This is a genomic window from Terribacillus saccharophilus (genome assembly GCF_046592895.1).
Taxonomy (GTDB): Bacteria; Bacillota; Bacilli; order Bacillales; family Amphibacillaceae; genus Terribacillus; species Terribacillus saccharophilus_D.
In genome coordinates, this window is the sequence record NZ_JAWVPU010000007.1 from 1 (window position 1) to 25,493 (window position 25,493).

36 protein-coding genes are annotated in these 25,493 nt (G+C 44.7%); 32 read left to right on the top strand and 4 right to left on the bottom strand.

Features of this window, described 5'->3' with window-relative positions; genetic code table 11:
- Nucleotides 1–93 precede the first annotated feature (93 nt).
- Genes SFC66_RS16735 through SFC66_RS16745 form a run of 3 tightly spaced genes read right to left on the bottom strand, consistent with a single transcriptional unit; the run spans nucleotide 94 to nucleotide 1,048 of the window.
- Complete coding sequence (locus SFC66_RS16735) at nucleotides 94–333, bottom strand: helix-turn-helix domain-containing protein (protein ID WP_411219853.1); 240 nt, start codon at nucleotides 331–333, stop codon at nucleotides 94–96.
- 2 nt (nucleotides 334–335) lie between these two features.
- Complete coding sequence (locus SFC66_RS16740; protein ID WP_084160723.1) at nucleotides 336–488, bottom strand: YvrJ family protein; 153 nt, start codon at nucleotides 486–488, stop codon at nucleotides 336–338.
- Entirely contained in the window at nucleotides 485–1,048 is a 564-nt protein-coding gene (locus SFC66_RS16745) for an RNA polymerase sigma factor (protein ID WP_411219854.1), read from the bottom strand. The genes SFC66_RS16740 and SFC66_RS16745 overlap by 4 nt, the downstream gene beginning before the upstream one ends.
- Nucleotides 1,049–1,359: 311 nt before the next feature.
- Here SFC66_RS16745 and SFC66_RS16750 point away from each other — a divergent pair, with 311 nt between their 5' ends.
- From SFC66_RS16750 to rsmI, 11 genes are all read left to right on the top strand, one after another.
- Nucleotides 1,360–1,542: a sigma factor G inhibitor Gin gene (locus tag SFC66_RS16750; protein ID WP_411219855.1), complete on the top strand. Its 183-nt coding sequence runs from the start codon at nucleotides 1,360–1,362 to the stop codon at nucleotides 1,540–1,542.
- A 71-nt stretch (nucleotides 1,543–1,613) separates the two neighbouring features.
- A complete protein-coding gene (locus SFC66_RS16755; protein WP_411219856.1) occupies nucleotides 1,614–3,035 on the top strand; it encodes an aminotransferase class I/II-fold pyridoxal phosphate-dependent enzyme in 1,422 nt (473 codons plus the stop codon).
- 2 nt (nucleotides 3,036–3,037) lie between these two features.
- Nucleotides 3,038–3,676: a dTMP kinase gene (gene tmk, locus SFC66_RS16760; RefSeq protein ID WP_411219857.1), complete on the top strand. Its 639-nt coding sequence runs from the start codon at nucleotides 3,038–3,040 to the stop codon at nucleotides 3,674–3,676.
- Nucleotides 3,677–3,704: 28 nt separating this feature from the next.
- On the top strand, nucleotides 3,705–4,034 hold the full coding sequence (locus SFC66_RS16765; protein WP_411219858.1) for a cyclic-di-AMP receptor: 330 nt from the start codon (nucleotides 3,705–3,707) through the stop codon (nucleotides 4,032–4,034).
- Between the two features lie 18 nt (nucleotides 4,035–4,052).
- Nucleotides 4,053–4,490 carry a YaaR family protein gene (locus SFC66_RS16770; protein WP_411219859.1) on the top strand — a complete coding sequence of 146 codons (438 nt, stop codon included), beginning with the start codon at nucleotides 4,053–4,055 and terminating at the stop codon, nucleotides 4,488–4,490.
- A gap of 24 nt (nucleotides 4,491–4,514) precedes the next feature.
- On the top strand, nucleotides 4,515–5,501 hold the full coding sequence (holB, locus tag SFC66_RS16775; protein WP_411219860.1) for a DNA polymerase III subunit delta': 987 nt from the start codon (nucleotides 4,515–4,517) through the stop codon (nucleotides 5,499–5,501).
- Between the two features lie 8 nt (nucleotides 5,502–5,509).
- Nucleotides 5,510–6,334 (top strand): PSP1 domain-containing protein, encoded by an 825-nt coding sequence (locus tag SFC66_RS16780; protein WP_411219861.1) that lies wholly within the window; start codon nucleotides 5,510–5,512, stop codon nucleotides 6,332–6,334.
- Between the two features lie 15 nt (nucleotides 6,335–6,349).
- Nucleotides 6,350–6,700 (top strand): DNA replication initiation control protein YabA, encoded by a 351-nt coding sequence (gene yabA, locus SFC66_RS16785; protein ID WP_411219862.1) that lies wholly within the window; start codon nucleotides 6,350–6,352, stop codon nucleotides 6,698–6,700.
- Nucleotides 6,701–6,770: 70 nt separating this feature from the next.
- A complete protein-coding gene (locus tag SFC66_RS16790; RefSeq protein WP_411219863.1) occupies nucleotides 6,771–7,517 on the top strand; it encodes a tRNA1(Val) (adenine(37)-N6)-methyltransferase in 747 nt (248 codons plus the stop codon).
- A complete protein-coding gene (locus tag SFC66_RS16795; RefSeq protein WP_411219864.1) occupies nucleotides 7,504–7,788 on the top strand; it encodes a GIY-YIG nuclease family protein in 285 nt (94 codons plus the stop codon). The genes SFC66_RS16790 and SFC66_RS16795 overlap by 14 nt, the downstream gene beginning before the upstream one ends.
- Nucleotides 7,766–8,644: a 16S rRNA (cytidine(1402)-2'-O)-methyltransferase gene (rsmI, locus tag SFC66_RS16800; protein ID WP_411219865.1), complete on the top strand. Its 879-nt coding sequence runs from the start codon at nucleotides 7,766–7,768 to the stop codon at nucleotides 8,642–8,644. The genes SFC66_RS16795 and rsmI overlap by 23 nt, the downstream gene beginning before the upstream one ends.
- A 49-nt stretch (nucleotides 8,645–8,693) precedes the next feature.
- On the opposite strand, the gene abrB is transcribed toward rsmI, so the two are convergent.
- Nucleotides 8,694–8,972: a transition state genes transcriptional regulator AbrB gene (gene abrB / locus SFC66_RS16805; protein WP_411219866.1), complete on the bottom strand. Its 279-nt coding sequence runs from the start codon at nucleotides 8,970–8,972 to the stop codon at nucleotides 8,694–8,696.
- Between the two features lie 459 nt (nucleotides 8,973–9,431).
- Between abrB and metG the strand changes: the two genes are divergently transcribed.
- The 21 genes from metG (at nucleotide 9,432) to SFC66_RS16910 (ending at nucleotide 25,442) form a co-directional block, all read left to right on the top strand.
- Complete coding sequence (metG, locus tag SFC66_RS16810) at nucleotides 9,432–11,390, top strand: methionine--tRNA ligase (protein WP_411219867.1); 1,959 nt, start codon at nucleotides 9,432–9,434, stop codon at nucleotides 11,388–11,390.
- A 71-nt stretch (nucleotides 11,391–11,461) separates the two neighbouring features.
- On the top strand, nucleotides 11,462–12,232 hold the full coding sequence (locus tag SFC66_RS16815) for a TatD family hydrolase (RefSeq protein ID WP_411219868.1): 771 nt from the start codon (nucleotides 11,462–11,464) through the stop codon (nucleotides 12,230–12,232).
- Nucleotides 12,233–12,242: 10 nt separating this feature from the next.
- Nucleotides 12,243–12,806, top strand: coding sequence for a ribonuclease M5 (gene rnmV / locus SFC66_RS16820; protein WP_411219869.1), 564 nt, complete (start codon nucleotides 12,243–12,245; stop codon nucleotides 12,804–12,806).
- Complete coding sequence (gene rsmA, locus SFC66_RS16825) at nucleotides 12,796–13,671, top strand: 16S rRNA (adenine(1518)-N(6)/adenine(1519)-N(6))-dimethyltransferase RsmA (RefSeq protein WP_411219870.1); 876 nt, start codon at nucleotides 12,796–12,798, stop codon at nucleotides 13,669–13,671. Before rnmV ends, rsmA begins: the two co-directional genes overlap by 11 nt.
- A 61-nt stretch (nucleotides 13,672–13,732) precedes the next feature.
- Nucleotides 13,733–14,611, top strand: a complete 879-nt coding sequence (gene yabG, locus SFC66_RS16830; RefSeq protein ID WP_411219908.1) for a sporulation peptidase YabG — start codon at nucleotides 13,733–13,735, stop codon at nucleotides 14,609–14,611.
- A gap of 182 nt (nucleotides 14,612–14,793) precedes the next feature.
- Complete coding sequence (gene veg / locus SFC66_RS16835) at nucleotides 14,794–15,054, top strand: biofilm formation stimulator Veg (RefSeq protein ID WP_038562465.1); 261 nt, start codon at nucleotides 14,794–14,796, stop codon at nucleotides 15,052–15,054.
- Nucleotides 15,055–15,189: 135 nt separating this feature from the next.
- Nucleotides 15,190–15,366, top strand: a complete 177-nt coding sequence (locus tag SFC66_RS16840; RefSeq protein WP_038562461.1) for a small, acid-soluble spore protein, alpha/beta type — start codon at nucleotides 15,190–15,192, stop codon at nucleotides 15,364–15,366.
- A 119-nt stretch (nucleotides 15,367–15,485) separates the two neighbouring features.
- The gene (gene ispE, locus SFC66_RS16845; RefSeq protein ID WP_411219871.1) at nucleotides 15,486–16,355 is read left to right on the top strand and encodes a 4-(cytidine 5'-diphospho)-2-C-methyl-D-erythritol kinase; all 870 of its coding nucleotides are present in this window, start codon (nucleotides 15,486–15,488) and stop codon (nucleotides 16,353–16,355) included.
- A 54-nt stretch (nucleotides 16,356–16,409) separates the two neighbouring features.
- Complete coding sequence (gene purR, locus SFC66_RS16850; RefSeq protein WP_411219872.1) at nucleotides 16,410–17,222, top strand: pur operon repressor; 813 nt, start codon at nucleotides 16,410–16,412, stop codon at nucleotides 17,220–17,222.
- A 121-nt stretch (nucleotides 17,223–17,343) separates the two neighbouring features.
- The gene (gene spoVG / locus SFC66_RS16855) at nucleotides 17,344–17,640 is read left to right on the top strand and encodes a septation regulator SpoVG (RefSeq protein ID WP_038562451.1); all 297 of its coding nucleotides are present in this window, start codon (nucleotides 17,344–17,346) and stop codon (nucleotides 17,638–17,640) included.
- A gap of 210 nt (nucleotides 17,641–17,850) precedes the next feature.
- Entirely contained in the window at nucleotides 17,851–19,212 is a 1,362-nt protein-coding gene (gene glmU, locus SFC66_RS16860) for a bifunctional UDP-N-acetylglucosamine diphosphorylase/glucosamine-1-phosphate N-acetyltransferase GlmU (protein WP_411219873.1), read from the top strand.
- A 19-nt stretch (nucleotides 19,213–19,231) separates the two neighbouring features.
- Complete coding sequence (locus SFC66_RS16865; RefSeq protein WP_095224698.1) at nucleotides 19,232–20,179, top strand: ribose-phosphate diphosphokinase; 948 nt, start codon at nucleotides 19,232–19,234, stop codon at nucleotides 20,177–20,179.
- A gap of 73 nt (nucleotides 20,180–20,252) precedes the next feature.
- Nucleotides 20,253–20,888 (top strand): 50S ribosomal protein L25/general stress protein Ctc, encoded by a 636-nt coding sequence (locus SFC66_RS16870; protein WP_411219874.1) that lies wholly within the window; start codon nucleotides 20,253–20,255, stop codon nucleotides 20,886–20,888.
- A gap of 105 nt (nucleotides 20,889–20,993) precedes the next feature.
- Nucleotides 20,994–21,533 (top strand): RNA polymerase sigma factor SigY, encoded by a 540-nt coding sequence (gene sigY, locus SFC66_RS16875; protein ID WP_411219875.1) that lies wholly within the window; start codon nucleotides 20,994–20,996, stop codon nucleotides 21,531–21,533.
- Complete coding sequence (locus SFC66_RS16880; RefSeq protein WP_411219876.1) at nucleotides 21,520–21,822, top strand: YxlC family protein; 303 nt, start codon at nucleotides 21,520–21,522, stop codon at nucleotides 21,820–21,822. The genes sigY and SFC66_RS16880 overlap by 14 nt, the downstream gene beginning before the upstream one ends.
- On the top strand, nucleotides 21,819–22,013 hold the full coding sequence (locus SFC66_RS16885; RefSeq protein WP_411219877.1) for a transcriptional regulator: 195 nt from the start codon (nucleotides 21,819–21,821) through the stop codon (nucleotides 22,011–22,013). The genes SFC66_RS16880 and SFC66_RS16885 overlap by 4 nt, the downstream gene beginning before the upstream one ends.
- Before the next feature lie 6 nt (nucleotides 22,014–22,019).
- Nucleotides 22,020–22,217 carry a PLDc N-terminal domain-containing protein gene (locus tag SFC66_RS16890; RefSeq protein WP_411219878.1) on the top strand — a complete coding sequence of 66 codons (198 nt, stop codon included), beginning with the start codon at nucleotides 22,020–22,022 and terminating at the stop codon, nucleotides 22,215–22,217.
- The gene (locus tag SFC66_RS16895) at nucleotides 22,214–23,101 is read left to right on the top strand and encodes an ABC transporter ATP-binding protein (RefSeq protein WP_411219879.1); all 888 of its coding nucleotides are present in this window, start codon (nucleotides 22,214–22,216) and stop codon (nucleotides 23,099–23,101) included. The genes SFC66_RS16890 and SFC66_RS16895 overlap by 4 nt, the downstream gene beginning before the upstream one ends.
- On the top strand, nucleotides 23,098–23,874 hold the full coding sequence (locus tag SFC66_RS16900) for an ABC transporter permease (RefSeq protein ID WP_411219880.1): 777 nt from the start codon (nucleotides 23,098–23,100) through the stop codon (nucleotides 23,872–23,874). Before SFC66_RS16895 ends, SFC66_RS16900 begins: the two co-directional genes overlap by 4 nt.
- A gap of 692 nt (nucleotides 23,875–24,566) precedes the next feature.
- Complete coding sequence (gene pth / locus SFC66_RS16905) at nucleotides 24,567–25,127, top strand: aminoacyl-tRNA hydrolase (protein WP_411219881.1); 561 nt, start codon at nucleotides 24,567–24,569, stop codon at nucleotides 25,125–25,127.
- Between the two features lie 87 nt (nucleotides 25,128–25,214).
- Complete coding sequence (locus SFC66_RS16910) at nucleotides 25,215–25,442, top strand: anti-sigma-F factor Fin (protein WP_411219882.1); 228 nt, start codon at nucleotides 25,215–25,217, stop codon at nucleotides 25,440–25,442.
- Nucleotides 25,443–25,493 lie beyond the last annotated feature (51 nt).

The window sequence follows — 25,493 nt, forward strand, 5'->3', positions numbered from 1 at the left end:
CTTCAGCGCCGATGGTAGTTGGGTTCGCCCTGCGAGAGTAGGACACTGCCAGGCAAGATGAAATCCCTGATCCATAATAGGATCAGGGATTTTTTATATGGCGGAATGATATTGATGAAAAAATTTCCACTGAGGTTCCACCTCTTGTATTTCAAAACGATGAATGGCCTTGATCAGCTGGATATACAGCTCCTGTTCCATGTCTTCTTTCCAGGCACATGGTGCGGAGCTGCTCAGTTTTCGGATTTTTGGCTGGAAGCGGATGAGCATAGCCTCCATTGCGGCCTTATCTTCTGCCTTTGCTCTGGTTGTGAGTTCAAGTAATGTTTCCAATTTTAATTTCCTCCTTTTTGAATTTGTTCTATGAGTGCTTGCAGTGTTTGCTCGAGACGCTTGATGTTCTGCTCAAGACGGATGAGCAAATAAAATGAGACTACAATAGGAAAGCCAAGATTACCAATCATGGAGATAATCGTTTCTGTTGTCATGGCGAGTCTCCTTTTGACAAGGCTGAGCGAAGCTTCACAAGAGCTGATTGGATCGATTTTGAAACAGCTTGCTGCGATATATCCAGTTTCTCGCCGATTTCAGTATGATTCAGCTGATGAAGGAAATGCAGTTCTAAATATTGTTTCTGTTTGCAGGGCAAATCTTGAATGGCAGCTAACAGGGAGGGGTCATGAATGGCTTGTTCCCAACTGTAGACTGTCTTCTCTTCCTTGGCTACAAGCATTTCTTTTTTGCTTGTTTCTTGGTCCTCACTGACTGGCTGATCAAGGATAGCCATTTCCCTGCCTTGCTGCACTGCTGCTTGTTTGCTGTAATTTCTTGCGTAATAATCCAGAGTAGTCGTAAGATAGTTGGTTAATTGTATTTCTGTATAAAATTGCAGAAAAGCATCAGTAAGCTTTTGTATGTTTTCCTCGGAAGGATAACGTTCTGCTTGTTCGTAAATGATGCGGTGCTGTTCCTCTTTCAGGAAACCCTGCATCAGTGCTGCATTTGGATGAAATTTTCTTTGTTCGGGTTTTTCCCTGCTGCACATCATTATGTTCCCCCTTTCAACCAAAAACGAACATATGTTCTATTTTAGTGTAAAAAAAATGAGTCTCTTTGAAAAGACTTTTTCGGATAGTCCCAACCTGCTTGTCCATCTAAAGGGCCTGTAACGGTTTTAGTAAGCAACTTTCTTCATTTTCCCTATAGTTTATAAAAGGGTATCAGTAACAGAAATGACAACGTCAATACGTACAAAGCGTACAAACAACATCCAAGATCAGTGAACATAAACTGAGATTACAAGAAATGCAGGTATGAAGTTCGTTAGTTTAGGAGAAACTAACCTAACGGAGGTGGAGAATGTTGAGCAAGAAATGTATATGCGGTATCTGTGATCAAGAGAAACAAGACGGTATACATCTATATCGCTTATTTATCTGCAGGGAATGTGAACATAAAATCATCCAGACAGAACCGAAAGAAGTACAATACCACTATTTTGTGAAGAAACTTCGGAACTTGAATCAAATGACATTCCACTAAAGCCTGAGCTGGGCTTTTTTCTTTTTGTATGTGTGCGTATAATTAGTGGAAAAGCTTAAAGGAAGAATCTAATGAATCAGTCTGATACGCCGATATATAACAAGTTGATACAGTTCGCTAAAAATGATCCAATATCATTCCATGTGCCAGGTCATAAGCATGGGGTACTTTTTGAAGAAGAATCATTTTTTCAAACCGCTGCCATGCTTGATCAAACAGAGCTGACAGGATTGGATGATCTGCACGCAGCCGAAGGCATCATAGCAGAGGCACAACAATTGGCAGCATCTTATTTCGGAGCAGAGCATACGCGTTTCCTTGTCAATGGAAGTACAGTTGGGAATATAGCGATGATACTCGGATGCATCAATAAAAATGAAATAGTTCTTGTGCAGCGCAACTGTCATAAATCGATTCTTAACGGGTTGGAGCTTGCTGGGGCAAAGCCTGTCTTTCTCGCGCCAGAGTATGATGAAGGGAAAGAAAGATATACGCATCCAGCGAAGGATACAATACAAACAGCAATTCAAAGGTACCCAGAGGCAAAAGCACTCATATTGACGTATCCAGACTACTTCGGTACTGTATTCGATTTGAAAGAGATCGTTGAGCTGGCACATGGAAGCAAGATTCCTGTTTTAGTGGATGAAGCTCACGGCGTGCATTTAAAGACTGCCAGGACATTTCCTCTGAGCGCATTGGAAGCTGGAGCAGATGTGGTTGTCCAGTCAGCACATAAAATGGCACCTGCATTCACGATGAGTTCCTACCTTCACTTGAACAGCGAGTATATAACGATTTCTTCGATTGATCGTTATTTGAAGATGCTGCAATCCAGCAGCCCTTCTTATTTGCTGCTTGCCTCGTTGGATACAGCCAGAAAGTACTTGGCTACTCGTACCGTTAAAGAAATGGAAGCTCTCCATACTGCTGTGGAGGCATTACGGGAACTGCTTTCTGTGTCGAATCTATGGGAAGTGGAAAAACAGGATGGTGACTGGCTGAAGATTGTTTTGCGTGTACAGCCAGGACTTCAGCCAAAGCAGCTTGCAGATAAACTGGAGTTCGCGGGTATTTATCCTGAATTGGTGACAGATCGGCATATCTTGCTGGTACATGGATTGAGAGCATTATCAGAGGATGAACTGGACCGTGTCAGAGCAGTTGTTGAAGATTTGGAGGCACCAGCTTCCTTTCAGCATGTACAAGCAGCGCGTCTGTTTTCCGAACCAATACAGGAGCTTGCTGTCAGTTATGCTGATATGGACGAACAGCAGCCGTATTTCACAGAATGGTCCCAGACTGTCGGACTTGTTGCAGCAGAGTCGATCATACCTTACCCACCAGGTATTCCAGTTCTGGCAAAAGGAGAAATCGTTACAAAACAGCATGTGGAAATGATACAATTATGGAGAAATAACAGCATCTCCTTTCAAAATGAACGTATGGAAGAAGGGATGCTTACGTATAGAGGTTCAAACGAAGGAGAATGATTTTGACAGGACTGTTTATTACGCTGGAAGGCGGAGAAGGCGCGGGTAAGACTTCCGCAGTGCCGCTTTTGACAGCTCGTTTAGAGGAACAAGGCTATCAAGTGCTTGCCACACGCGAACCAGGCGGGATCGAGATAGCGGAAGCGATTCGGGCCGTGATACTGAATCCAGCCAATACAAGCATGGATGGCCGGACAGAAGCGCTGCTGTATGCAGCTGCCAGGAGACAGCATCTCGTTGAAAAGGTGTGGCCGGCGCTGAAAAAGGGAATGATCGTACTATGCGATCGTTATGTTGACAGCAGTTTGGCTTATCAAGGTCATACACGCGGTCTTGGAATGGAAGAAGTGATGGAGATCAATCGATTCGCTGTCGAAAATACCTTGCCGGATTTGACATTATTCTTTGATATTTCCCCAAAAGCAGGATTAGCAAGAATTTCGGAGAATAAAGGTAGGGAACAGAATCGGTTGGACCTGGAGGCATTGTCATTTCATGAGAGTGTCTACGAAGGCTATCAGATTCTCCGCGAACGATACAAAGACCGCTATGTGACACTTGATGCTTCCAAACCGCTTGCTGATGTAGCAGAAAATGCTGTGCAAGCGATCATGGCTTTTTTACAGTATAAAGAAAAGTAATGGAAATGATTTGGAGGAGGAAATTACGATGAAACTAGTAATGGCAATCATTCAGGATAAAGACAGCAACAGGCTTACAGATGCACTGGGAGACCGGAATTTCAAAACAACAAAGCTATCCACGACTGGCGGGTTCCTGAAAGCAGGCAATACCACGCTTATGGTCGGCTGTGAGGATGATCAAGTCGATGATGTACTAGATATCATTAAAGCCAATTGCAGTCAGCGTAATCAGATGGTGGCCCCAATATCACCGATGGGCGGAAATGCGGATTCTTATATCCCGAATCCGGTCAAAGTGGAAGTTGGCGGAGCTACTGTTTTCGTACTGCCTGTCGATTCCTTTTTCAAGTTCTAAACAAAGGAGATAATACCGTTGAAAATCGGTCCTGATATACGTGCACAGCTGGATGCTGCACGTAAGAATACGTCACAGACACCAGCCGAACCGAAAAGGTTTCAGGAGCTGGTGCAGTCCCAAGGCAGGAAACTGCAAGGACAGGAACTGCAGCAGCTGATCACGGACATCACCAAGCAAGGGGAGCGGCTTGCACGTACGCGGTCGTTCCGCGAGCTTAGTTTGTATAAGCGCAAGATCAAGAAATTCATGGAAGATGTGAAAGATAACGGGATGGAGCTGCATCATGAGCATACATGGAGTCAACAAGGCTCCAGGAAGCTCACGACAGTGCGGCAGATCGATGAGAAACTGATGGAGCTGACGGAAATCCTGATGGATCAGGAAAAGCAGCAGATTGGTGTGCTCGGTCTGATCGGAGAAATCAAAGGACTTCTTTTCAATCTCTATACATGAAGTAACGGATAAAGGAAGAACACTATGTTAAATTGGGCTGACATGTCTAAAAAGCAGCCTGTTGTCAGTAAGATGCTCGTCAACAGCCTGAAACGCGACCGTATTTCACACGCCTACATATTCCAAGGATCGCGTGGAACCGGTAAAACGGCATTGAGCCGTTTATTTGCTAAAAGTATTTTTTGTAAAAACCGCATAGATGCTGAGCCGTGCAATGACTGCACGGACTGTCGACGCATCGATTCAGGCAACCATCCGGATCTCCACTGGATCGTACCGGATGGTGCTTCCATCAAGAATGATCAGATCCTCCAGCTACAAAAGGAATTCTCCTATACAGGGGTGGAATCCGATCGCAAGGTATATGTCATGGAAGATGCGGATAAAATGACAGCCAACGCATCCAATCGCTTGCTTAAGTTCCTCGAGGAGCCTGGAGCCCATACAACAGCGATCCTTTTGACGGAAAACAGCCAGGCACTGCTTCAGACAATCCAATCCAGGTGTCAGATTCTATCTATGCAGCCATTGCATGAAGGACAGTTCGAAAAATTACTCATTTCAGAAGGTCTGCCGCAGTCCTCAGCCCGGCTTTTAGCCCAGCTGACGCATAATTATGACGAGGCAATGGAAATTTCCAGTCAAGAGTGGTTTGCTAAAGCGCGAAAACTAGTGGTACAATTAGTAGAAGTGCTGGAAACCAGGCCTAACGAAGCGCTTTTGTTTATCCATAGTCAATGGATGCCTGTGATGAAGGATCGCGAGTTGCAGCAGCTGGCGTTACAACTGCTATTATTGTGGTTTAAAGACATTATCTATCTTTATGCTGACAGGCCGGATTCGATTATCTATATACAGGAGAAAGACAGGCTTGAGAACAGCCTTCGCCATTGGACGAGACAGCGAGCCACTGAGGCTTTGCAGTCCATCATGGAAGCGAAACGCCAATTAGACCAGAATGTCCATCCTGCACTTGTCATGGAGAAATTAACACTTCAGATGCAGAGGTGAATTGGTAGATGCAAGTCATTGGTGTCCGTTTTAAAAAGGCGGGTAAAATCTATTACTTCGATCCGGGCAGCTTTTCCGTTGCTTTGGACGATTATGTTATTGTAGAGACTGTTCGCGGCGTAGAATTCGGACGAGTTGTGCTTGCAGATAAGCAAGTGGATGAAGAGGATGTTGTGCTTCCTCTGAAGAAAGTCATTCGTATCGCAACAGACAAAGATAAATATACCGTAGCAGAAAATACAGAGAATGCTGCGCAAGCACATAAGGTTTGTGAGAAGAAGATTCGGGAGCACAAGCTCGAGATGAATCTGGTCGAGGTAGAATACACTTTCGATCGCAATAAAGTCATCTTCTACTTCACAGCAGACGGCCGTGTAGATTTCCGGAACTTGGTGAAGGATTTGGCTGCAGTTTTCAAAACACGCATTGAATTGAGACAAATCGGGGTCCGTGATGAAGCGAAGCTCCTTGGCGGGATCGGTCCTTGCGGAAGAATGCTGTGCTGTTCCACATTTTTGGGGGATTTTGAGCCAGTGTCCATCAAGATGGCAAAAGATCAGAATCTGTCGTTGAATCCAGCGAAGATTTCTGGTTTGTGCGGACGGCTGATGTGCTGTTTGAAATATGAAAATGATGAGTATGAAGAGGCGAAACGTGAGCTTCCGGATTTAGGTGAAGCGATTCGGACTTCTTACGGATCGGGTAAGGTAGTCGGCTTGAACATTTTGGAACGTTTGATTCAGATCGAAGTGCCGGAAAAGGAACGGGTTATCGAGTATACCTTAGATGAACTGATCGAAGAAGGAGTTATCTCAACGCAAGCCATGGAATAATGGGGTGGAGAGACGGTGAACAAGAAGGAAATACTAGAGCATGTCACACAGATGGAAGAGCAAATCGGACATTTGTACAAGCAATTGGGTGATATGAAAGGCCATGTGGCCGAATTATTGGAAGAGAATAACCGTCTTACGGTAGAGAATCATCATCTGCGCAATCGGCTTGATGGCCCAGCTGATCAGGGGCCGAATGCAGGCAGTAAAGCCGCACCGTCCAAGGAAGCACAGATTGGTGAAGGATATGATAATCTGGCACGTTTGTATGAAGAGGGGTTCCATATCTGCAATGTGCACTTCGGCAGTCCGAGACGTAATGAAGATTGCTTGTTCTGTTTGACGTTCTTGAATAAGAATAAATGATGTGACGGCCTTTCTTACAATTCAGTAGGGAAGGTCCTTTTTTGTACTAAACAAGAAGGGGATTATGTGTATGGTGGAACTAAAAGGAGATGAGCGGCTGGATTACTTGCTTGCCGAAGAGAAGATGCGCATCATCCAGAGTCCGACTGTTTTTGCTTTTTCACTGGATGCAGTGCTCTTGGCTGATTTTGCCTCGATTCCTCTTTCAAAAGGGAGGATACTGGACTTATGCTCTGGTAATGCGGTTGTCCCCCTATTAATGAGCAGAAGGACGAAAGCGCAGATGACAGGTGTTGAAATTCAAGATCGTCTTTATGACATGGCTGTGCGCAATGTCGAACTGAACGGACTTGAGAATCAGTTAGAGATGATCCATGGTGATTTGAAAGATATGCCAGCTGTGTTGGGGAACGGTCCTTTTGATGCGATAACCTGCAATCCCCCATATTTCAAAACACCAGGCAAGCGTGAGCAGAATCTGAATGAGCACCTGACCATCGCCCGTCATGAAATCATGTGCACGCTCGATGATGTCATTCTGGCATGCCGGAAGCTGGTCAAACCGGGAGGGAAAGTCAGTCTCGTGCATCGGCCCGATCGCATGCTTGATATTGTCACTAGCATGCGGGAGCAAAAAATAGAGCCGAAGCGGATGCGACTTGTTTATCCGAAACCTGGTAAGGAAGCGAATATCTTGCTTATCGAAGGTGTTCGAAATGGCAGTCCTGGCTTGAAGATCCTGCCTCCTCTGTATTCTCACAAGGAAAGCGGCGGATATACAGAAGAGTTAGAGGAAATCCTGTATGGCAGGAAGTAAGCATACGGTCTATATTTTGAAATGTAAGGATGGCAGTCTGTATACCGGCTATACGAATGCACTGGCGAACCGTCTGAAACAGCACGCTGCCGGTAAAGGAGCCAAGTATACAAAAGGCAGAGGTCCATTCATCTTAGTTTATATTTGTATATACGAATCAAGGCAAGCTGCCTTACGGGAAGAATATCGTATCAAACAGCTTCCCAAACATCGAAAGTGGGCGCTTATCCAGGAAGGAGGAAAACAGTATGCAATCACAGAAAAGCTTTGAAGAACATCAACAAGGTACGCTGTACGTCATTCCGACGCCGATAGGGAATCTGCAGGATATCACGCTGAGAGCCTTGGAAACATTAAAACAAGTACATACAGTTGCTGCAGAGGATACAAGAAATACGAAAAAATTATTCAATCACTTCGAAATTCCGACACCGCTCATCAGTTACCACGAGCATAATCGGAAAGCGCGGGAGCAAATGCTTCTCGATCTGCTAAGAGAGGGGAAAGATGTCGGGTTGGTAAGTGATGCTGGTATGCCGGCAATCAGCGACCCAGGTCAGGAATTGGTCCAGGCAGCAGCAGAAGCAGGTTTCCCAGTCGTTGTACTGCCGGGAGCGAATGCAGCGCTCGTTGCACTGGTCGGATCGGGTCTATCCACGGATTCGTATCAGTTTTATGGATTCCTTCCGCGGAAGAAGAAGGATTTGATGGGGGAATTGGATAAGCTGCGAAAAGTGCCGGCAACATTGCTCTTCTATGAAAGCCCGCATCGATTGAAGGAGACGCTTGCAGCAATGCTTGAGAGCTTTGGAGATAGACGTGTGGCGCTTGGCAGGGAATTGACCAAGCGCTATGAGGAGTTTCTGCGCGGCACACTGCAGCAAGCTTTGGATTGGGCTTCTTCCGAAACGGTGAGAGGAGAGTTCTGCGTTGTTGTGGAAGGGGCATCAGAAGCTGAGCAGCTCCAAGAAGAACAAGCGTTTTGGCAGGATATGAATGTACAGGAACATGTGGAATGGTATATGGAAAATGAGGATCTGCCATCTAAGCAAGCAATCAAGCAAGTAGCTGTCGACCGACAGCTTCCTAAACGAGATGTGTATCAGGCTTATCATGTGGAAGAATAAAAGAAAACCGCTCCAATGACTGATCCAGTCAAATGGAGCGGTTTTTATATTATTTGTTCAAACGTGCTTGGATTTCATTGATTAGTTCTTCAGCGCCTTCTTTGCTAAGAACTAGTTTACCGTTTGCCAAGGACAAGTTATCATCGGAAATCTCACCAGTGATATGGCAAGTCATATTAGGTTTGTATTTTTTAAGGATGATGCGATCGTCATCTACATAGATTTCCAAAGCATCTTTCTCGTTGATTCCTAGTGTGCGGCGCAATTCGATCGGGATAACGACTCTTCCCAATTCGTCTACTTTACGTACGATACCTGTTGATTTCATTTATTGTTTCTCCTCTCGGGTGTTTATATATGTTTATTCGTCATTATTCGACAATTTAACTATTGTTTATCGTACCAGTGATTGACATAAGTGTCAATTCAAAAAACTTGAAGTCTAGTATGTTGTTGCCATTAAAAATAGAACAAAGGCAATTTATAAGGTATTTACTCCTATTATAATGGTTGTATATGTAAAAATAGTAAGATAAATAGTTAAAAATAATTGGAAAATTACTAGAGTGACAGTGTCGAATTATCGACATCATTCGACACATTCACTTCATATGTCGGATTAATACCATAGTGATACGTATATTGGCTTATTTTTTTGTCGCAATAACAGAAAATATTTCGGCTGGATTGGAATTTATCTCCGAAAGTCGCTACAATAGAGAGTAAGTATAGTAGTGATACGAGTGGCTCGCGCTGGTGGGCTTTTTTTATAATGGAGGGTTAGCAGATGCACAAAGAAAATAAAACATTTTATATTACGACGCCGATTTACTATCCAAGCGGCAAGCTACATATCGGGCATGCCTATACGACAGTAGCTGGCGATGCGATGGCTCGCTATAAACGTCTGCGTGGATATGATGTTGCGTATTTGACAGGTACGGATGAACATGGTCAGAAAATCCAGCGCAAAGCGGAAGAGCAAGGGATAACACCGCAGCAATATGTCGATGATATCGTAAAGGACATCAAATCACTTTGGAAGACGCTTGAAATCACGAATACGGATTTCATCCGTACAACGGAACCCCGTCACAAGGAAACAGTACAGAAGATCTTCTCCAGACTTTTGGAGCAAGATGATATTTATTTGGATCAATATGAAGGCTGGTACTGTACATCTTGTGAATCCTTCTTCACGGAAACACAGCTGGATGATGGCCGATGCCCGGACTGCGGCGGTCCGGTTGATCGCGTGAAAGAGGAATCTTATTTCTTGCGTACGAGTAAATATGCAGATCGTCTGCTGAAGTATTATGAAGAAAACCCTGAATTCATCCAGCCGGTGAGCCGGAAGAATGAAATGATCAATAACTTCATCAAACCTGGTTTGGAAGACTTGGCAGTTTCCCGTACTTCATTCGAATGGGGTCCGAAAGTGCTGGAGAATCCAAAGCATGTCATTTACGTTTGGATCGATGCATTGTCCAACTATATTACAGCACTTGGCTACGGATCTGATGACGACAGCCTTTATCAGAAGTACTGGCCTGCTGATGTGCATTTGATGAGTAAAGAAATCGTTCGTTTCCACACGATTTATTGGCCGATCATGCTGATGGCATTGGATCTGCCGCTGCCGAAGAAAGTATTCGCACACGGCTGGATCCTGATGAAAGACGGCAAGATGAGTAAATCAAAAGGAAATGTCGTGAGTCCGGTTGATTTGAAAGATCGCTATGGTCTTGATCCGCTTCGCTACTACTTGCTTCGCGAAGTACCATTCGGTGCAGACGGCGTGTTCACGCCAGAAGGCTTTGTCGATCGCACGAACTTTGATTTGGCTAATGATCTTGGGAACTTGCTGAACCGTACAGTTGCGATGATCAGCCAATATAAAGAAGGCATTGTGCCGGCTTATGTTGCTGGTGAGACGGAATTTGAGCAAGCTTTGGAGGATATGGCGAAACAAACGATCAAAGAAGTAGAAGAAGGAATGGAGAACATGGAGTTTTCCGTTGTCCTTTCGAAGATTTGGCAGCTGGTCAGCCGAGCAAATAAATATATCGATGAAACGAAGCCTTGGGTGCTGGCTAAAGATGAAGCACAAGCAGACCGCCTTGGCAATGTGCTGGCTCATCTTGCTGAAGTGCTGCGTCAGGTCGCTATCCTGCTTCGTCCGTTCCTTGTCGAAACACCTGCTAAGATCTTTGCACAGCTTGGTGTGGAAGAAGCAAGCCAAGATTGGGATACACTTTTGACAACAGACGTGAAAGCTGGCCGCACAGTGAAGAAAGAAGGCCCTATCTTCCCTCGTTTGGATGCGAAGGTGGAAGTGGAAGCAATCAAGAACATGATGAAGGTTCCGGAACCAGAGAAAAAAGCACAGCCAAAAGCGGAACCGGAAACGGCGAAACTCCCGGAAGTGCAATATGAGGAATTCGCAAAGCTTGAGTTCCGTGTGGCAGAAGTCATCGCCGCTGACAAAGTGAAGAAAGCAGATAAGCTTTTGAAGATCCAACTTGATTTAGGCACTGAAAAGCGTCAAGTCATCTCTGGCATTGCCGAGCACTATGCACCAGAGGATCTTGTCGGCAAGAAAGTGATTTGTGTGGTGAATCTAAAACCAGTCAAACTTCGCGGTGAGATGTCCGAAGGGATGATCCTTTCCGGTGAAAGTGCTGATGGTAAGCTGGCACTGGCGACAGTGGAGCAGGATTTGCCGAACGGTTCGATCGTAAAATAAATTAAAATGAGGGGGAGACGCTTGCACGCAAGCGTTTTTCCTTTTTTCACAGATAGAAAGGACATCGTGCTATGTTATTTGATACACATGCTCATATTAATGATAAGCAATTTGCAGAAGACCGTGAAGAAATGCTGCAACGGGCAAAGGATGCAGGAGTGTCGCGTCTGGTCGTGATCGGCTGTGATGCAGATGGAATCACTTCGGCAATAGAACTAGCAGAGAAGTACGATTTCGTCTATGCGGCGATAGGCTGGCATCCTGTTGATGCAATCGATATGACAGATGCAGACTTGGAGCGGATCGAGGAGCTTTCAGCTCATCCTAAGGTTGTGGCAATCGGGGAAATGGGTCTTGATTATCATTGGGACAAATCACCAAAGGATATGCAGAAAGATGTATTGCGCAGACAGATCCAGCTGGCTAAACGCGTCAAGCTGCCAATCATCATTCATAACCGGGAAGCGACGCAAGACATCATTCCGATACTGAAGGAAGAAGATGCCGCTGAAGTTGGAGGAATCATGCACTGCTATAGTGATGAAGCTGATCTCGTGCAGGAATTCCTAGATATGAACTTTTATATTTCACTAGGCGGTCCGGTTACGTTCAAAAATGCGAAAGCACCAAAAGAAGTGGCGAAAATGGTACCAGCTGACCGCTTGCTGATCGAAACGGATTGTCCATATCTTGCACCTCATCCCAATCGCGGGAAACGAAATGAGCCTGCTTATGTGAAGCTTGTTGCAGAGCAGATTGCCGAACTTCGCGGTATCGGTTATGAGGAATTAGCTGAGCTGACGATGCGGAATGCAGAGAGATTGTACCAAATAAAATCATAGAGGGAATAACGTGCAAATAAAAGAAGTGATTGTCGTTGAAGGCAAAGATGATACAGCCAAGATAAATCAGGCGATCCAGGCGGACACAATCGAAACGAATGGATCGGCGATACATGCCGGCATCATCGAACAAATCAAACATGCGCAAGAAAAGCGCGGTGTCATCATATTTACCGATCCGGATTACCCAGGGGAGCGAATCCGCCATATTGTCGCGCAGGCAGTGCCAGGCTGTAAGCATGCCTTTTTACCAAAGGATAAGGCGCGCGCGCGCAATAATAAAGGCATAGGTATCGAACATGCTACAGCTGAATCGATCCGGACTGCTCTGGAGCAAGTATATGAAACGAGTGACACATACGTGCCGGAAATCTCCCGGGAAGCTGTGATAGCATATGGGCTTCTTGGCGGACCAAAGGCAAAACATCGGCGGACACAGCTGGGAGAAAGGCTTGCAATCGGACATACGAATGGTAAGCAGCTTCTTAAACGGCTTGCTATGTTCCGGATATCGGAGCAGCTATTTGTCGAAACGATGCAGCAAATTATACAGGAGGAAAACGATGACGAATGAAAGGCATATTGCCACCCCGACAAGGACGAAGGAGCTGCTGAAGAAGTATAATTTCTCCTTCAAAAAGAGCCTCGGGCAGAATTTCCTGATTGATACGAATATCTTGCGCAACATCATTCACCATGCGGGTGTGACAAAAGAGACAGGTGCGATAGAGATCGGTCCAGGGATGGGAGCGCTGACTGAGCAGCTTGCCATTGCAGCGAATAAAGTGCTGGCGTTTGAAATAGATCAGCGTCTATTGCCTATCCTCGAAGACACACTGTCTCCATATGACAATGTTAAAGTGGTGAATGAGGACATCTTGAAGGCGGATGTTGAGCAGGAGCTGCAGCAATATTTCAACGGTCAGAAAGTGAAGATCGTCGCAAACCTGCCATATTATATTACAACACCGATATTGATGAATCTGCTAACGCGGAATTTGCCGATATCCAGCATAACAGTCATGATTCAAAAAGAGGTGGCAGACCGCATGGCCGCTTCCCCGAATACGAAGAGCTATGGCTCCCTATCACTGGCAGTTCAGTATTATACAGAAGCTGCCGTTGTGATGACGGTACCAAAAACGGCGTTCATGCCGCAGCCGAATGTTGATTCCGCTGTTCTTCATTTGCAAGTGCGCAGCGAGCCCCCAGTGCATGTAGAAGACGAGAAGTTCTTTTTTGAACTGATCCAGGCATCCTTCGGGCAGCGCCGGAAAACATTGCGTAACAATCTGAACAGGCAATTCTCCTCTCGTTTTTCCAAAGAAGAGCTGGAAGAAATCATGAATGCTGCCGGAATCGACGGCACAAGACGCGGAGAGTCGCTTACGATGGCGGAATTCGCATCCTTGGCGAATAGCTTTACAGCCAAAGGCTGAACATTTTTGCCCATCCATCATACGCTGTAGGAGAAAGCTTTTGGTGGGTGAGGTGAACGGAATGGACTTGGCAATTGGTGATGTCGTCACCAGAATATCATATCAGCATGATTTATTATTCCGTGTATCCAGCTTCACGAATCATAAAGTCATCCTGCATGGAGAGGATATGCGACTTATCGCGGATGCTCCCAAGGATGACTTGGTGAAGGCTGGAACGCGTGAAATATCAAAACGCAAGAAAACATGGCAGGATAAAGAAGATTACTCCTACCGCCTCTTTCGCCAGGATTACCTGCTGATGAAGGATAAGCGGGATTATGAATCAACCTCAGGGTATCAGAATAGCCCGAATTATTTTCAAATCCCTGCAAAGGTGCTCCATGTGGATGGGGATAAGACATATCTGAAGAAATGCATCGATTTCTATCAGCGCTTCGGTATCCAAGTGCATGGCGTGCACCTGCAGGAAAAAGAAATGCCGCTTCAAATCGCTTCCCTCCTGGAGAAGATTCAGCCGGATATCATCGTCATCACAGGGCATGATGCCTTCCAAAAAAATAAAGGCGAAAAGTCCGACATCCGTGCTTATCGTCATTCACAATATTTTGTCGAAACGGTAAGGGAAGCCCGGCGGCTTTATCCCCATTTGGATCAACTGGTCATCTTTGCCGGTGCTTGTCAATCTCATTTCGAATCCTTGATACGGGCAGGAGCGAATTTTGCCAGCTCCCCAAGCAGGATCAACATCCATGCACTGGATCCCGTTTATATTGTGGCAAAGATTGCTTTCACACCGTTCATGGAAAAAGTCGGTGTCTGGGATGCACTTCGGAATACACTGACGGGTGAACGCGGACTTGGCGGTATCGAAACGCGTGGATTACTCCGCACGGGGCTGCCTTTTGTAGATCCAGACGAAGTTGAAAAGGACGACTGATGCCCAAAGTATCGTAAATCTGCCACTGATGCATAATTTTGTATGAATTTGAAAGAATAAAGTGAAATAAGAAACATTTAATCTTTTCATTGACATCAAAATTGGTATGCTGTTATAATAAAAAGTTTTATTTGACTATATACCTAAATTATGCTATGATTAGATCAGTGAGGTGGAGTGCAGTGGCTAAAACATTAGTTGAAATTAAGCAGGGTCTGGAAGGACAAATTGGTAAACGTTTAAAATTGAAAGCTAATGGTGGGAGAAAGAAAACCATCGAACGTTGCGGAGTACTTGCGGAAACGTATCCAGCTGTATTCATCGTAGAACTTGATCAAGATGAAAATGCGTTTGAGCGGGTCTCCTATAGCTATGCAGATGTCTTAACCGAAACAGTCGAATTAGATTTTGATACGGATGATTTGAATGAAATTGCTAAATAATGCATGACGGAAAGCAGGGGATCAGTCCCCTGCTTTTTATTTTGCCTTTCTTTGCAAACATCTGACAGGCATACGAAATGGATGGATGCAGAAACTAAATGTGTCGTAAAAATCACAGGAAGGGAGCTGTTTTCTTTGGGCAGAAGAAGAGGAATCATGTCTGATGCACTGAAAGAGGAAATTGCAAAGGAGCTTGGATTTTACGACACGGTACAAAAGGAAGGCTGGGGCGGCATACGTTCCCGCGACGCTGGGAATATGGTCAAGTATGCGATTGCCATGGCCGAACAGTCAATGCGTGATAAGCAATAAAAACAGGCCCTTCTCTTTTCACGAAGAGAAGGGCCTGTTTGCTTTTTTGGGCAGAATAGCCTGTACAACCTTTTTATGATACAATTTTGGAGAAATTCAACTAAAGTAGGTGACATGACATGTATTTGCTCGAAAAGGCGCCAGCTAAGATCAATCTTTCGTTGGACGTACTGTATAAACGCCCGGATGGCTATCATGAGGTGGAGATGGTGATGACAACGATCGACCTGGCAGACCGGATAGAGTTAATCGTGTTACAGGAGAACAAGATCGTGATCGAATCGGACAATCGTTTTGTCCCGAATGACGAACGCAATCTTGCCTACCGTGCGGCGCAATTGATAAAAGATACATATAACATCGATAAAGGTGTCAAGATATACATAGATAAGCAGATCCCGGTAGCAGCAGGTCTTGCGGGTGGCAGCAGTGATGCAGCAGCTGTCCTACGCGGTCTGAATACACTGTGGGAATTGCAGCTATCGATGGATACGCTGGCTGAACTCGGGGCCGAGATCGGTTCGGATGTATCCTTCTGTGTGTACGGTTCGACAGCTCTATCAACTGGACGCGGCGAGAAGATCAAAGAACTTCCAGCGCCTCCAGCATGCTGGGTAGTACTGGCGAATCCGGGAATCGGTGTATCCACACAAACAATTTACCAGCAATTGAACATCGATTCGATCCAGCATCCTGATACAGAAGGAATGGTAAAAGCAATCGAGCACGGTGATTTTCAGTCCATTTGCGACCAAGTAGGGAATGTACTGGAGCCTGTAACGCTGAAACTTTGTCCGGAAGTGAAACAAATCAAGCAGCAGATGGTGGAAGCCGGTGCAGATGCAGTTCTGATGAGCGGAAGCGGTCCGACCGTCTTTTCACTTGTCTCGCAGGAAAGCCGGGCGTATCGGATTTATAACAGCCTGAGGGGTTTCTGTGAACATGTTTATGTAGTACGTATGCTTGGCGGTCGAACAGAACTTGATTAAAACCGTACGAGAATGTTATTATCTAACAATAACATTCGGTTTTGAGGTGTAGAAATGAAAAGAAGTGAACGTTTGGTTGCGATGACCAATTATTTGATGGACCATCCGCAGCAATTGGTATCTTTACCGTATTTCTCGACAACGTACGCTGCTGCCAAATCTTCCGTCAGTGAAGATTTGTCCATCATAAATGATATGTTTCAGCATGAAGGTATCGGTTATTTGCAATCAGTATCTGGTGCTGCTGGCGGAGTCCGCTATATCCCGGTCTATTCGAAGGAAAATAGTGCGGCTTTCATCGATGAGCTGTGCAGCAAACTGGCGGATTCCGACAGACTCCTGCCAGGTGGGTATCTATTCATGAGTGATATCCTGGGAGAGCCAGCTACAGTCAATAAGATCGGCCGCCTGTTTGCAACTGCGTTCCATGACCTTGAAATCGATGTGGTCGTAACGGTTGCGACGAAAGGCATCCCGATTGCTTATGCAGCCGCAGCATATCTGAATGTGCCGGTTGTCATCGTCAGACGTGATCCAAAGGTAACGGAAGGATCGACAGTCAGTGTGAATTATGTTTCTGGATCTTCCAGGAAGATACAGACGATGGTCTTATCCAAGCGCAGTATACCGGATCATGCGAACGTCTGCATCGTCGATGATTTCATGAAAGCAGGCGGAACCATCAATGGGATGAAAAGTCTGCTGCAGGAATTCAATGCAAATGTCACGGCAATCGGTGTCTTGGCAGAAGCGGAAGACGATGAAGAAGAACGTGTGGTGGAAGAGTACACATCATTGATCAAGATTCAGAATGTTGATGTACGCAACCAAAAAATCGAAGTACAAAAAGGCAATTACTTCAGCTGATATCCCATCATCACCCCATCCTTGATATTTTTAAAAAAAGTTTCATTTGGAGCAGGAGTTTCCAGCTTTATGTAGAATTACTGGTAATAAGTTCTAAATAAGGTAAGGGTGGTGAAGCATAATGGAAGTAACTGACGTAAGATTACGCCGCGTTAATACCGAGGGAAGAATGCGTGCTATCGCTTCTATTACAATGGATCAAGAGTTTGTCGTACACGATATTCGTGTCATCGAAGGGAATAACGGCTTGTTTGTCGCTATGCCTTCCAAACGGACACCGGATGGTGAATTCCGCGATGTAGCACATCCGATCAATTCCGGTACACGGAGCAAGATCCAGGATGCAGTGCTGCAGGAATATCATCGTGCAGGAGAAGAGATAGAAGTGGAGTATGAGGAAGCCGCTGGCGCTTCTTGATGCAGTTTAATAGATGGCGATGACGTCATCTTTTATAGAGGTGGAATTAACAGCTGTTCTAATATATGGGATAGCTGTTATTTTTATGTCCAAATTCCGGTTCGAGAGAATGAATTTATCTCGAATTACGTGAATTCAGGCTCTGCTCCTGTTGAAATGACAATTATTTTAAGATATATTTACAGAGGATAAAAAGAATGGAGGGTTCGCATGTCAAATCGATATGCAGTCATCCTTGCTGCCGGGAAAGGCACCAGGATGAGATCGAAACTGTACAAAGTGCTGCATCCTGTTATGGGGAAACCAATGGTACAGCATGTTACTGACCAGTTAAATTCTTTACAATTAGATAAATTGATCACAATCGTCGGGCATGGAGCAGAAGATGTGAAAGCCCAGCTTGGCGATGTCAGTGATTACGCTCTTCAAGAGGAGCAGCTTGGTACAGGGCATGCTGTCCTTCAGGCCGAGACGTTCTTGCAAGATAAAGAGGGTGTGACAGTCGTATTGAGCGGTGATACACCATTGATTACAGGAAAGACCATCCAGGCATTGCTTGATCACCATGAACAGCAAGGTGCAAGTGCAACAGTACTGACTGCAAAAGCGCCGGACCCTGCAGGTTATGGCCGTGTCATCCGCAGTGATGCAGGTGAAGTTCTCCGCATTGTCGAACATAAGGACGCCAATGCAGAAGAGCTGCTTGTTGACGAAATCAATACAGGTACATATTGCTTCGATAACAAGCTATTATTCCAAGCATTGCATAGTGTTTCGAATGATAATGCCCAAGGCGAGTATTACCTGCCGGATGTACTGGAACTATTGAAGAAAGACAACAAGCTTGTAACTGCATATCAGACACTTGATTTCGATGAAACGATGGGAGTTAACGATCGCGTGGCGCTTTCACAAGCTGAACGCATCATGAAACAGCGCATCAACGAACATCATATGCGCAACGGCGTGACTATCATCGACCCGGATTCCACTTATATCAGTGCAGATGCAGTGATCGAGCAAGATGTCACCATCTTCCCGAACACGATGATTCTTGGAAAAACAACAATCAAAGAAGACGCTGTAGTTGGTCCGAACTCGGAAGTGAAGGATGTCATCATCGGCAGCCGTTCGGTTGTGAAGCAAAGTGTTGCACATGACAGCGAAATCGGATCGAATGTCAATGTCGGTCCATTTGCACATATTCGTCCGCAAGCGCAGCTTGGGGATAATGTGAAGATCGGAAACTTCGTGGAAGTGAAGAAAGCGGTCATCGCTGAAGGAAGCAAAGTTTCCCATTTGAGTTATGTCGGTGATGCAGAAGTTGGTAAAGACGTCAATATCGGTTGTGGTACAATAACAGTGAACTATGACGGAAAGAATAAATATCTGACCAAAATAGAGGATAATGCTTTTATTGGCTGTAATACGAACCTGATTGCACCAGTGACAGTCGGTAAAGGTGCATTGGTGGCAGCAGGCTCTACGATTACGAAAGATGTGCCAGCAGATGCTTTATCGATTGCCAGAGCAAGACAAGAAAACAAAGATTCTTATTTTAAGAATAAATAATTTTGGAGGGTTACTCGATATGCCTTATAATGATCCATCGTTAAAAGTTTTTTCTTTGAATTCTAATCCGGAGTTAGCTAAGTCAATTGCAGACCACATTGGCGTAGAACTAGGTAAAATCACTGTATCTCACTTTAGCGATGGCGAAATCCAGATTAATATTGAAGAAAGTATCCGCGGCTGTGACGTTTATGTCGTTCAGTCCACCAGTGCGCCTGTCAATCAGCATATGATGGAATTGCTCATCATGATCGATGCATTGAAACGCGCTTCAGCTAAAACTATCAATATCATCATGCCTTATTATGGTTACGCGCGTCAGGATCGAAAAGCACGTGCCCGTGAGCCGATCACTAGCAAACTGATCGCTGATATTTTGCAGACTGCCGGAGCTACACGCGTCTTGGCGTTGGACTTGCATGCGCCACAGATCCAAGGTTTCTTCGATATTCCGATCGACCACTTGGTAGGTGTGCCGATTCTATCCGATTATTTCGAGAAAAAGAACTTGGAAGATATCGTTGTTGTATCTCCTGACCACGGCGGTGTAGTCCGTGCACGCCGCATGGCAGACCGTTTGAAAGCACCAATTGCAATCATCGATAAACGCCGCCCGCGTCCGAATGTGGCGGAAGTGATGAACATTATCGGGGAAATCAAAGGAAAAACTGCAATCATCATTGATGACATCATTGATACAGCTGGAACATTGACGCTAGCTGCCAATGCGTTGCGTGAAAAAGGCGCGACAGCAGTATATGCTGCATGTTCTCACCCTGTTCTATCCGGACCGGCAATCGAGCGAATCCAAAATTCTCAAATCAAAGAGCTTGTTGTGACGAATTCCATTCCGCTTCCAAAAGAGAAGCAAATTGAAAATATCACCCAGCTTTCTGTTGCACCGTTGTTCGGTGAAGCGATCATCCGCATTCACGAACAGCAATCCGTTAGTATCCTATTTGATTGATTTAATGTTTAGTACTGGTATTGTATGGGAATCATTATCTGTAGACGCGTAAAAACTATGGAGGGTGATTACGATGGCAGTAAAACTTAAAGCAGACAAACGAGAAAACAATACAAAATCCTATATTAAAGAACTGCGTGAAGAGGGCATTGTCCCTGCAGTTGTATATGGTAATGGCAAAGAGCCTGTAAGCGTCGCGGTAGATAGCGTCGACTTATTGAAAACGGTCCGTGATGAAGGGAAGAATGCAATCATTTCCCTGGATATCAAAGGTGAAGCAGTGGATGTCATGCTGCATGATTATCAAACTGATTCCCTGAAAGGCAATCTAGTACATGCGGACTTCTACGTAGTCAATATGTCAGAAGCACGTAATGTAGAGGTTCCTATCCAGCTCGAAGGTGAAGCTCCTGGATCCAAAGAGGGCGGCGTCCTTCAGCAGCCGCTGTACGATTTGGAAATCAGTGCAAAACCGAATGATATTCCAGAACACATCTCAGTGGACGTTTCCAAACTGGAAGTCGGTGACAGCATCAGCGTTGGCGATTTGCAAGCAAACGGTGCTTATGAAATCCTTACCGATGCCGAAACAACTATCGCAACTGTTACTGCGCCAACTGCAGAAATAGAGTCAGATGACACAACGACTGGCGACGCGGATGATGTAGAAGCAATCGAAGAAGGATCTAAGAACGATAAAGAAGAATAACCATCAACACAGAGCTGTACCTGAAAAGGTGCAGCTTTTTTTGTTTTGATTGAACTATTTCCATCCCTCAAACGTCATATAGTCAGAGGTGAAAGGGGGAGTGAGATGGACGGATCAATAGAATCGATATCGATTGAAAAGGCCAAGCAAGACAAAACGGCCTTCGGTCAGCTTTTCCAGCAATATTATACGTTCTTATATCGTTATCTTTTCAAACTCACGATGAATAAAGAAATGGCAGAAGACTTGCTGCAGGAAACGATGATCCGGGCATATATGAACTTGCCGAAATTTCGTTATCAATCCAAATTCTCGACATGGCTCATTGCTATTGCAACTCGCTTATATCTGGATGAACAGCGAAAGCGGAAGAGGGATAGTAAAAGACAGCAGCAGCTGACGGAAAATGAGAAACGGAAGATGAAATGGGAACTTGAACAAGGAAATATGGATTGGTCCTTACATATAGATCTGTTTGCATCGCTGTCCACGGAAACTAGAACACTGCTATTACTTCGTCATTATTATGGCTACTCATTAGAGGAAATCAGCAACATGACAAAAATAAGAAAAGGTACCGTGAAGTCCCGCATTCATTACGCATTGAAGAAAGTAAGAGAGGAGTGGTCAGATGAAGCAAGATGATTGGATAAAGAAAATGGACGAAACATGGAATGACATGGATGGAAAATTGCATGTCGAGGTTCCAGATACCGATGAAATCATGCAGCAGGTAAACTCTGGTGAGAAGAGATTCCTAGAAAAAATGCGCAAGGATCTGTACAGGTTCATCATTCTGGCAATTGTGCTGATGTCGTTGTACATTCTCGTGGCCGTACACATCACTTGGGCTTTCTATGTTGTGCAGTTCATCTCACTTATTGCTGTTGTCATCCTATTACTCGCAGAAAGAAGCAAAGGAAAGATCATATGATATCAAACAATGAACAGATCATTATAATTTTTGTAATTCCTATATTGCTAGCCCAAGGAATTTGGCTGTATATCGATGCAAAAAAAAGAGGTACTTATGCATGGGCATGGGGGATTGTCGGGCTGATCCAATTCCCTACGCCGCTGCTTTTATATTACATCTTTATCATCCGCAGGGATAAAAGGAGATAGAGGTAGATGGAGAATACGATTATATTGCTGCTGCCAATTATCGCGATACAGTTTCTTTTGCTTCTCATTGCACTTATAAGCTGTTTTCGTGCCGAAGAAACGCTAGGACCAAAATGGATGTGGATAGTGATCATCTTCTGTATCAGTATCATCGGACCTATCCTTTATTTCGTGATCGGGCAAAGAAAGGATGCATATAAATGACCATCTTAAAAGTGCAAGGATTGACGAAACGATACGGAAATCATATTGCAGTGAAAGATTTGAATCTGCACTTGAGGGAGAAGGAGTGTGTGGCACTTCTGGGACCAAATGGAGCTGGCAAGACAACAACATTGCATATGCTGGCTGGATTGATTTCACCCAATGCTGGAGTGGTACTAACTGACAACAAAGCACTCAATAGAGATGCAATTGGATTTTTGCCCCAACATCCTGTCTTCTTCGACTGGATGTATCCCCTGGAATATCTTCGACTAACAGGAACATTATCAGGAATGACGAGACAAATCATAAAAAAACGCAGTTTACGTGTACTGGAGATGACAGGCTTATTGGAAGCGCAGAAAAAGAAGATAGGCAGTTTTTCAGGAGGAATGAAACAGCGCCTCGGCTTAGCGCAAGCAATCATGCATGAACCGAAAATACTTTTGCTGGATGAGCCTGTATCTGCTCTTGATCCAGCTGGAAGGATTGATGTCATGCACATATTGGAAGATTTGAAAAAGGATATGGCCATCCTTTTCTCTACGCATGTATTGCATGATGCGCAGCAAATATGCGATCATGCGTTAATCATGAAAGCTGGTCAAAGTATTTCTTATGAAAACATCAAGGAATGGAGAGGAGACCAGTCAAGCGAGCGCTATCGATTGGAAACATCTGTTGCTCTGCCGATTGCGGAGCTACAAGATCTGTACGTAGAAATCGATATAAAGGAACCAAACATGATTGTTGGTACATTACGGGATGATGTGACGCCAAATATGCTGCTGCAACAATGCATTCAGCAAGACATAGGTGCGCGCTACTTCGGAACGGAAGAAAAAACCTTGGAAGAACATTATATAGAGGTGATAGAAGCTTGAAGAGATTCAATGCGCTATTTCATAAAGAATGGGTGGAAGCTTGGAGGGAAAAGAAGTTGATTTGGCTGCCTGCTGTCATCTTGTTAGTCACGCTTTTACAGCCGATCAGCTTGTATTTTATGCCGACCATATTGGAAAATGCAAATAACCTTCCGGAAGGAGCAGTAATAGAACTGCCAATACCAAGTGGTGCCGAAGTTCTTGCAGGAACTTTGTCTCAATTTCATACAATCGGAACAGCTATCATAGTGTTAGCTTGCATGAATGTCATTGTGAGTGAGAGAAACAACGGCGCTCTTATGCAGCTCTTCTCCAGACCTATACATACGAGTACCTATATTTTCAGTAAGTGGACGATGCTGGTACTGCTTCATCTTGGTGCCTTTACAATTTCCTATGGAGCAGCGTGGTATTATACTAACACCCTTTTTTCCGATGTGTCCTTCAGTTCCGTGTGGAAAAGCTACATGATGTATTGCCTCTGGATCGTGCTAGTCATAACCGTCACATTGTTTGTTGGTGCATTTCTTCGCCGCAGTGGAGGAGTAGCAGGCATATCCATTTTAATTGCAGCGTGTATCGCCTTGTTATCGAACATTGTGCCGGATATAGCAATATATTTGCCATCATATATTCTTAACTTATCAACGGAGCTGCTAAATCCAAATGAGGGAAATAACCATATAGGGACAGTATTAGCTACAACTGTTGCTGTTATAGCTTTATTGCTCTTTACAATGATAAAACAATTCGATAAGAGTGTTAAGTTTTGATGAAGTAGGGTTATTACTGAAATGTAAAGGATATCATATGGTAAAGGCAAAGCATGTCAAGGATGGGAAAGGAAGCATCCTTGATGTGCTTTTTGTGCAGACAGGAAGGGATTTTCCCGTCTGTCGGAGAAAGATATGGGTTGGATGATAATTGTCGCGTTGATAGGGTAATAAAACCCCCACTTCGGGCTTTCTCCCTTATTCTTCCGTTTCTAAGCTGTTTCTTCCGCTTTTCGTGTTTGTCTAGCTATGAAGAACAGAAACTGCGGTATAGGCGATAAATCCCTGCATGAGGAAGAACACCTCATTCCGGGCTTTCTCACCTATCCCTTCGTTTCTAAGCGTTCTTCTCCGCTTTTCGTGTTTGTCTAGCTCCAAAAGCCAGAAACTGCAGTATAAGTGATGAATCCCTGCGTGGGATAAGGCACCCACTTCGGGCTCCCTCCCTTATCCTTCCGTTTCTAAGCGGCTTTTTCCGCTTTTCGTGTTTGTCTAGCTACGAAGAACAGAAACTGCGGTATAGGCGATAAATCCCTGCATGAGGAAGAACACCTCATTCCGGGCTTTCTCACCTATCCCTTCGTTTCTAAGCGTTCTTCTCCGCTTTTCGTGTTTTCAGATTCCTTGCTTTTTTGTCTTCTGTTGGGGTATGATTTTTTTGAATGGACTATGAGTAAAGGGCGTTTATGAATATGAAAATGATTGTCGGACTTGGGAATCCGGGTCAGAAATATGATCAGACACGGCATAATATTGGGTTCATCGCAATTGATGAATTGGTGCACCGGCACAATTTGCCGTTATCTAATAAGAAATTCAATAGTGTGTATGCGACTGGCTTGATTAATGGTGAGAAGGTCATTTTGGTTAAGCCTACGACATTCATGAATCTTTCGGGAGAGGCAGTTCGTCCGCTGATGGATTATTATAATGTGGAGCTTGAGGATTTGGTTGTCATCTATGATGACTTGGATTTGCCGGCTGGAAAGGTCCGTTTGCGTGAAAAGGGCGGTCATGGCGGTCATAATGGCATCAGGTCATTGATTGACCATCTTGGCACAAAGGAATTCAAGCGTATGCGTCTTGGAATTGGCCGTCCGGTCAATCAGCAGCCGATAGTCGATTATGTGCTTCAGCGTTTCCATCAGGAAGAAGTGCCGGACATCGTCGACAGCGTAAAGAGGGCTGCAGATGCAGCGGAGGCATGGCTGAAAGAACCATTCCTGCAAGTCATGAATGATTACAATCGGTGAACCATCACTAGTTCGTGATCGTGTATGAAAAGAAGTGCTTTCGGGCAGACTTTGACAGAGTCAAATCTAAGTCCCGGAGGCATGGTCATGGCTATTGTATATCGTTGTCGCCATTGCAAAATGAAGCTGGCAGAACTTGATGAATATAAAGTGGATATCAAAGCGCTCGGATGGGATCGGTTATCCGCAGCCGATTATCAGGAAATGGTACAGATCGATTCGGGTAATATCGTCTGTCAGGTGGCATGCGAGGACTGCGAAGATACGTTGCAGCGATACCCGCACTATCACGAGCTGGATCATTTCATGCAATAACATATAGCTAAATAATGTTGTCATAAAAAGCTTTGGTGTGTTCAACCAAGG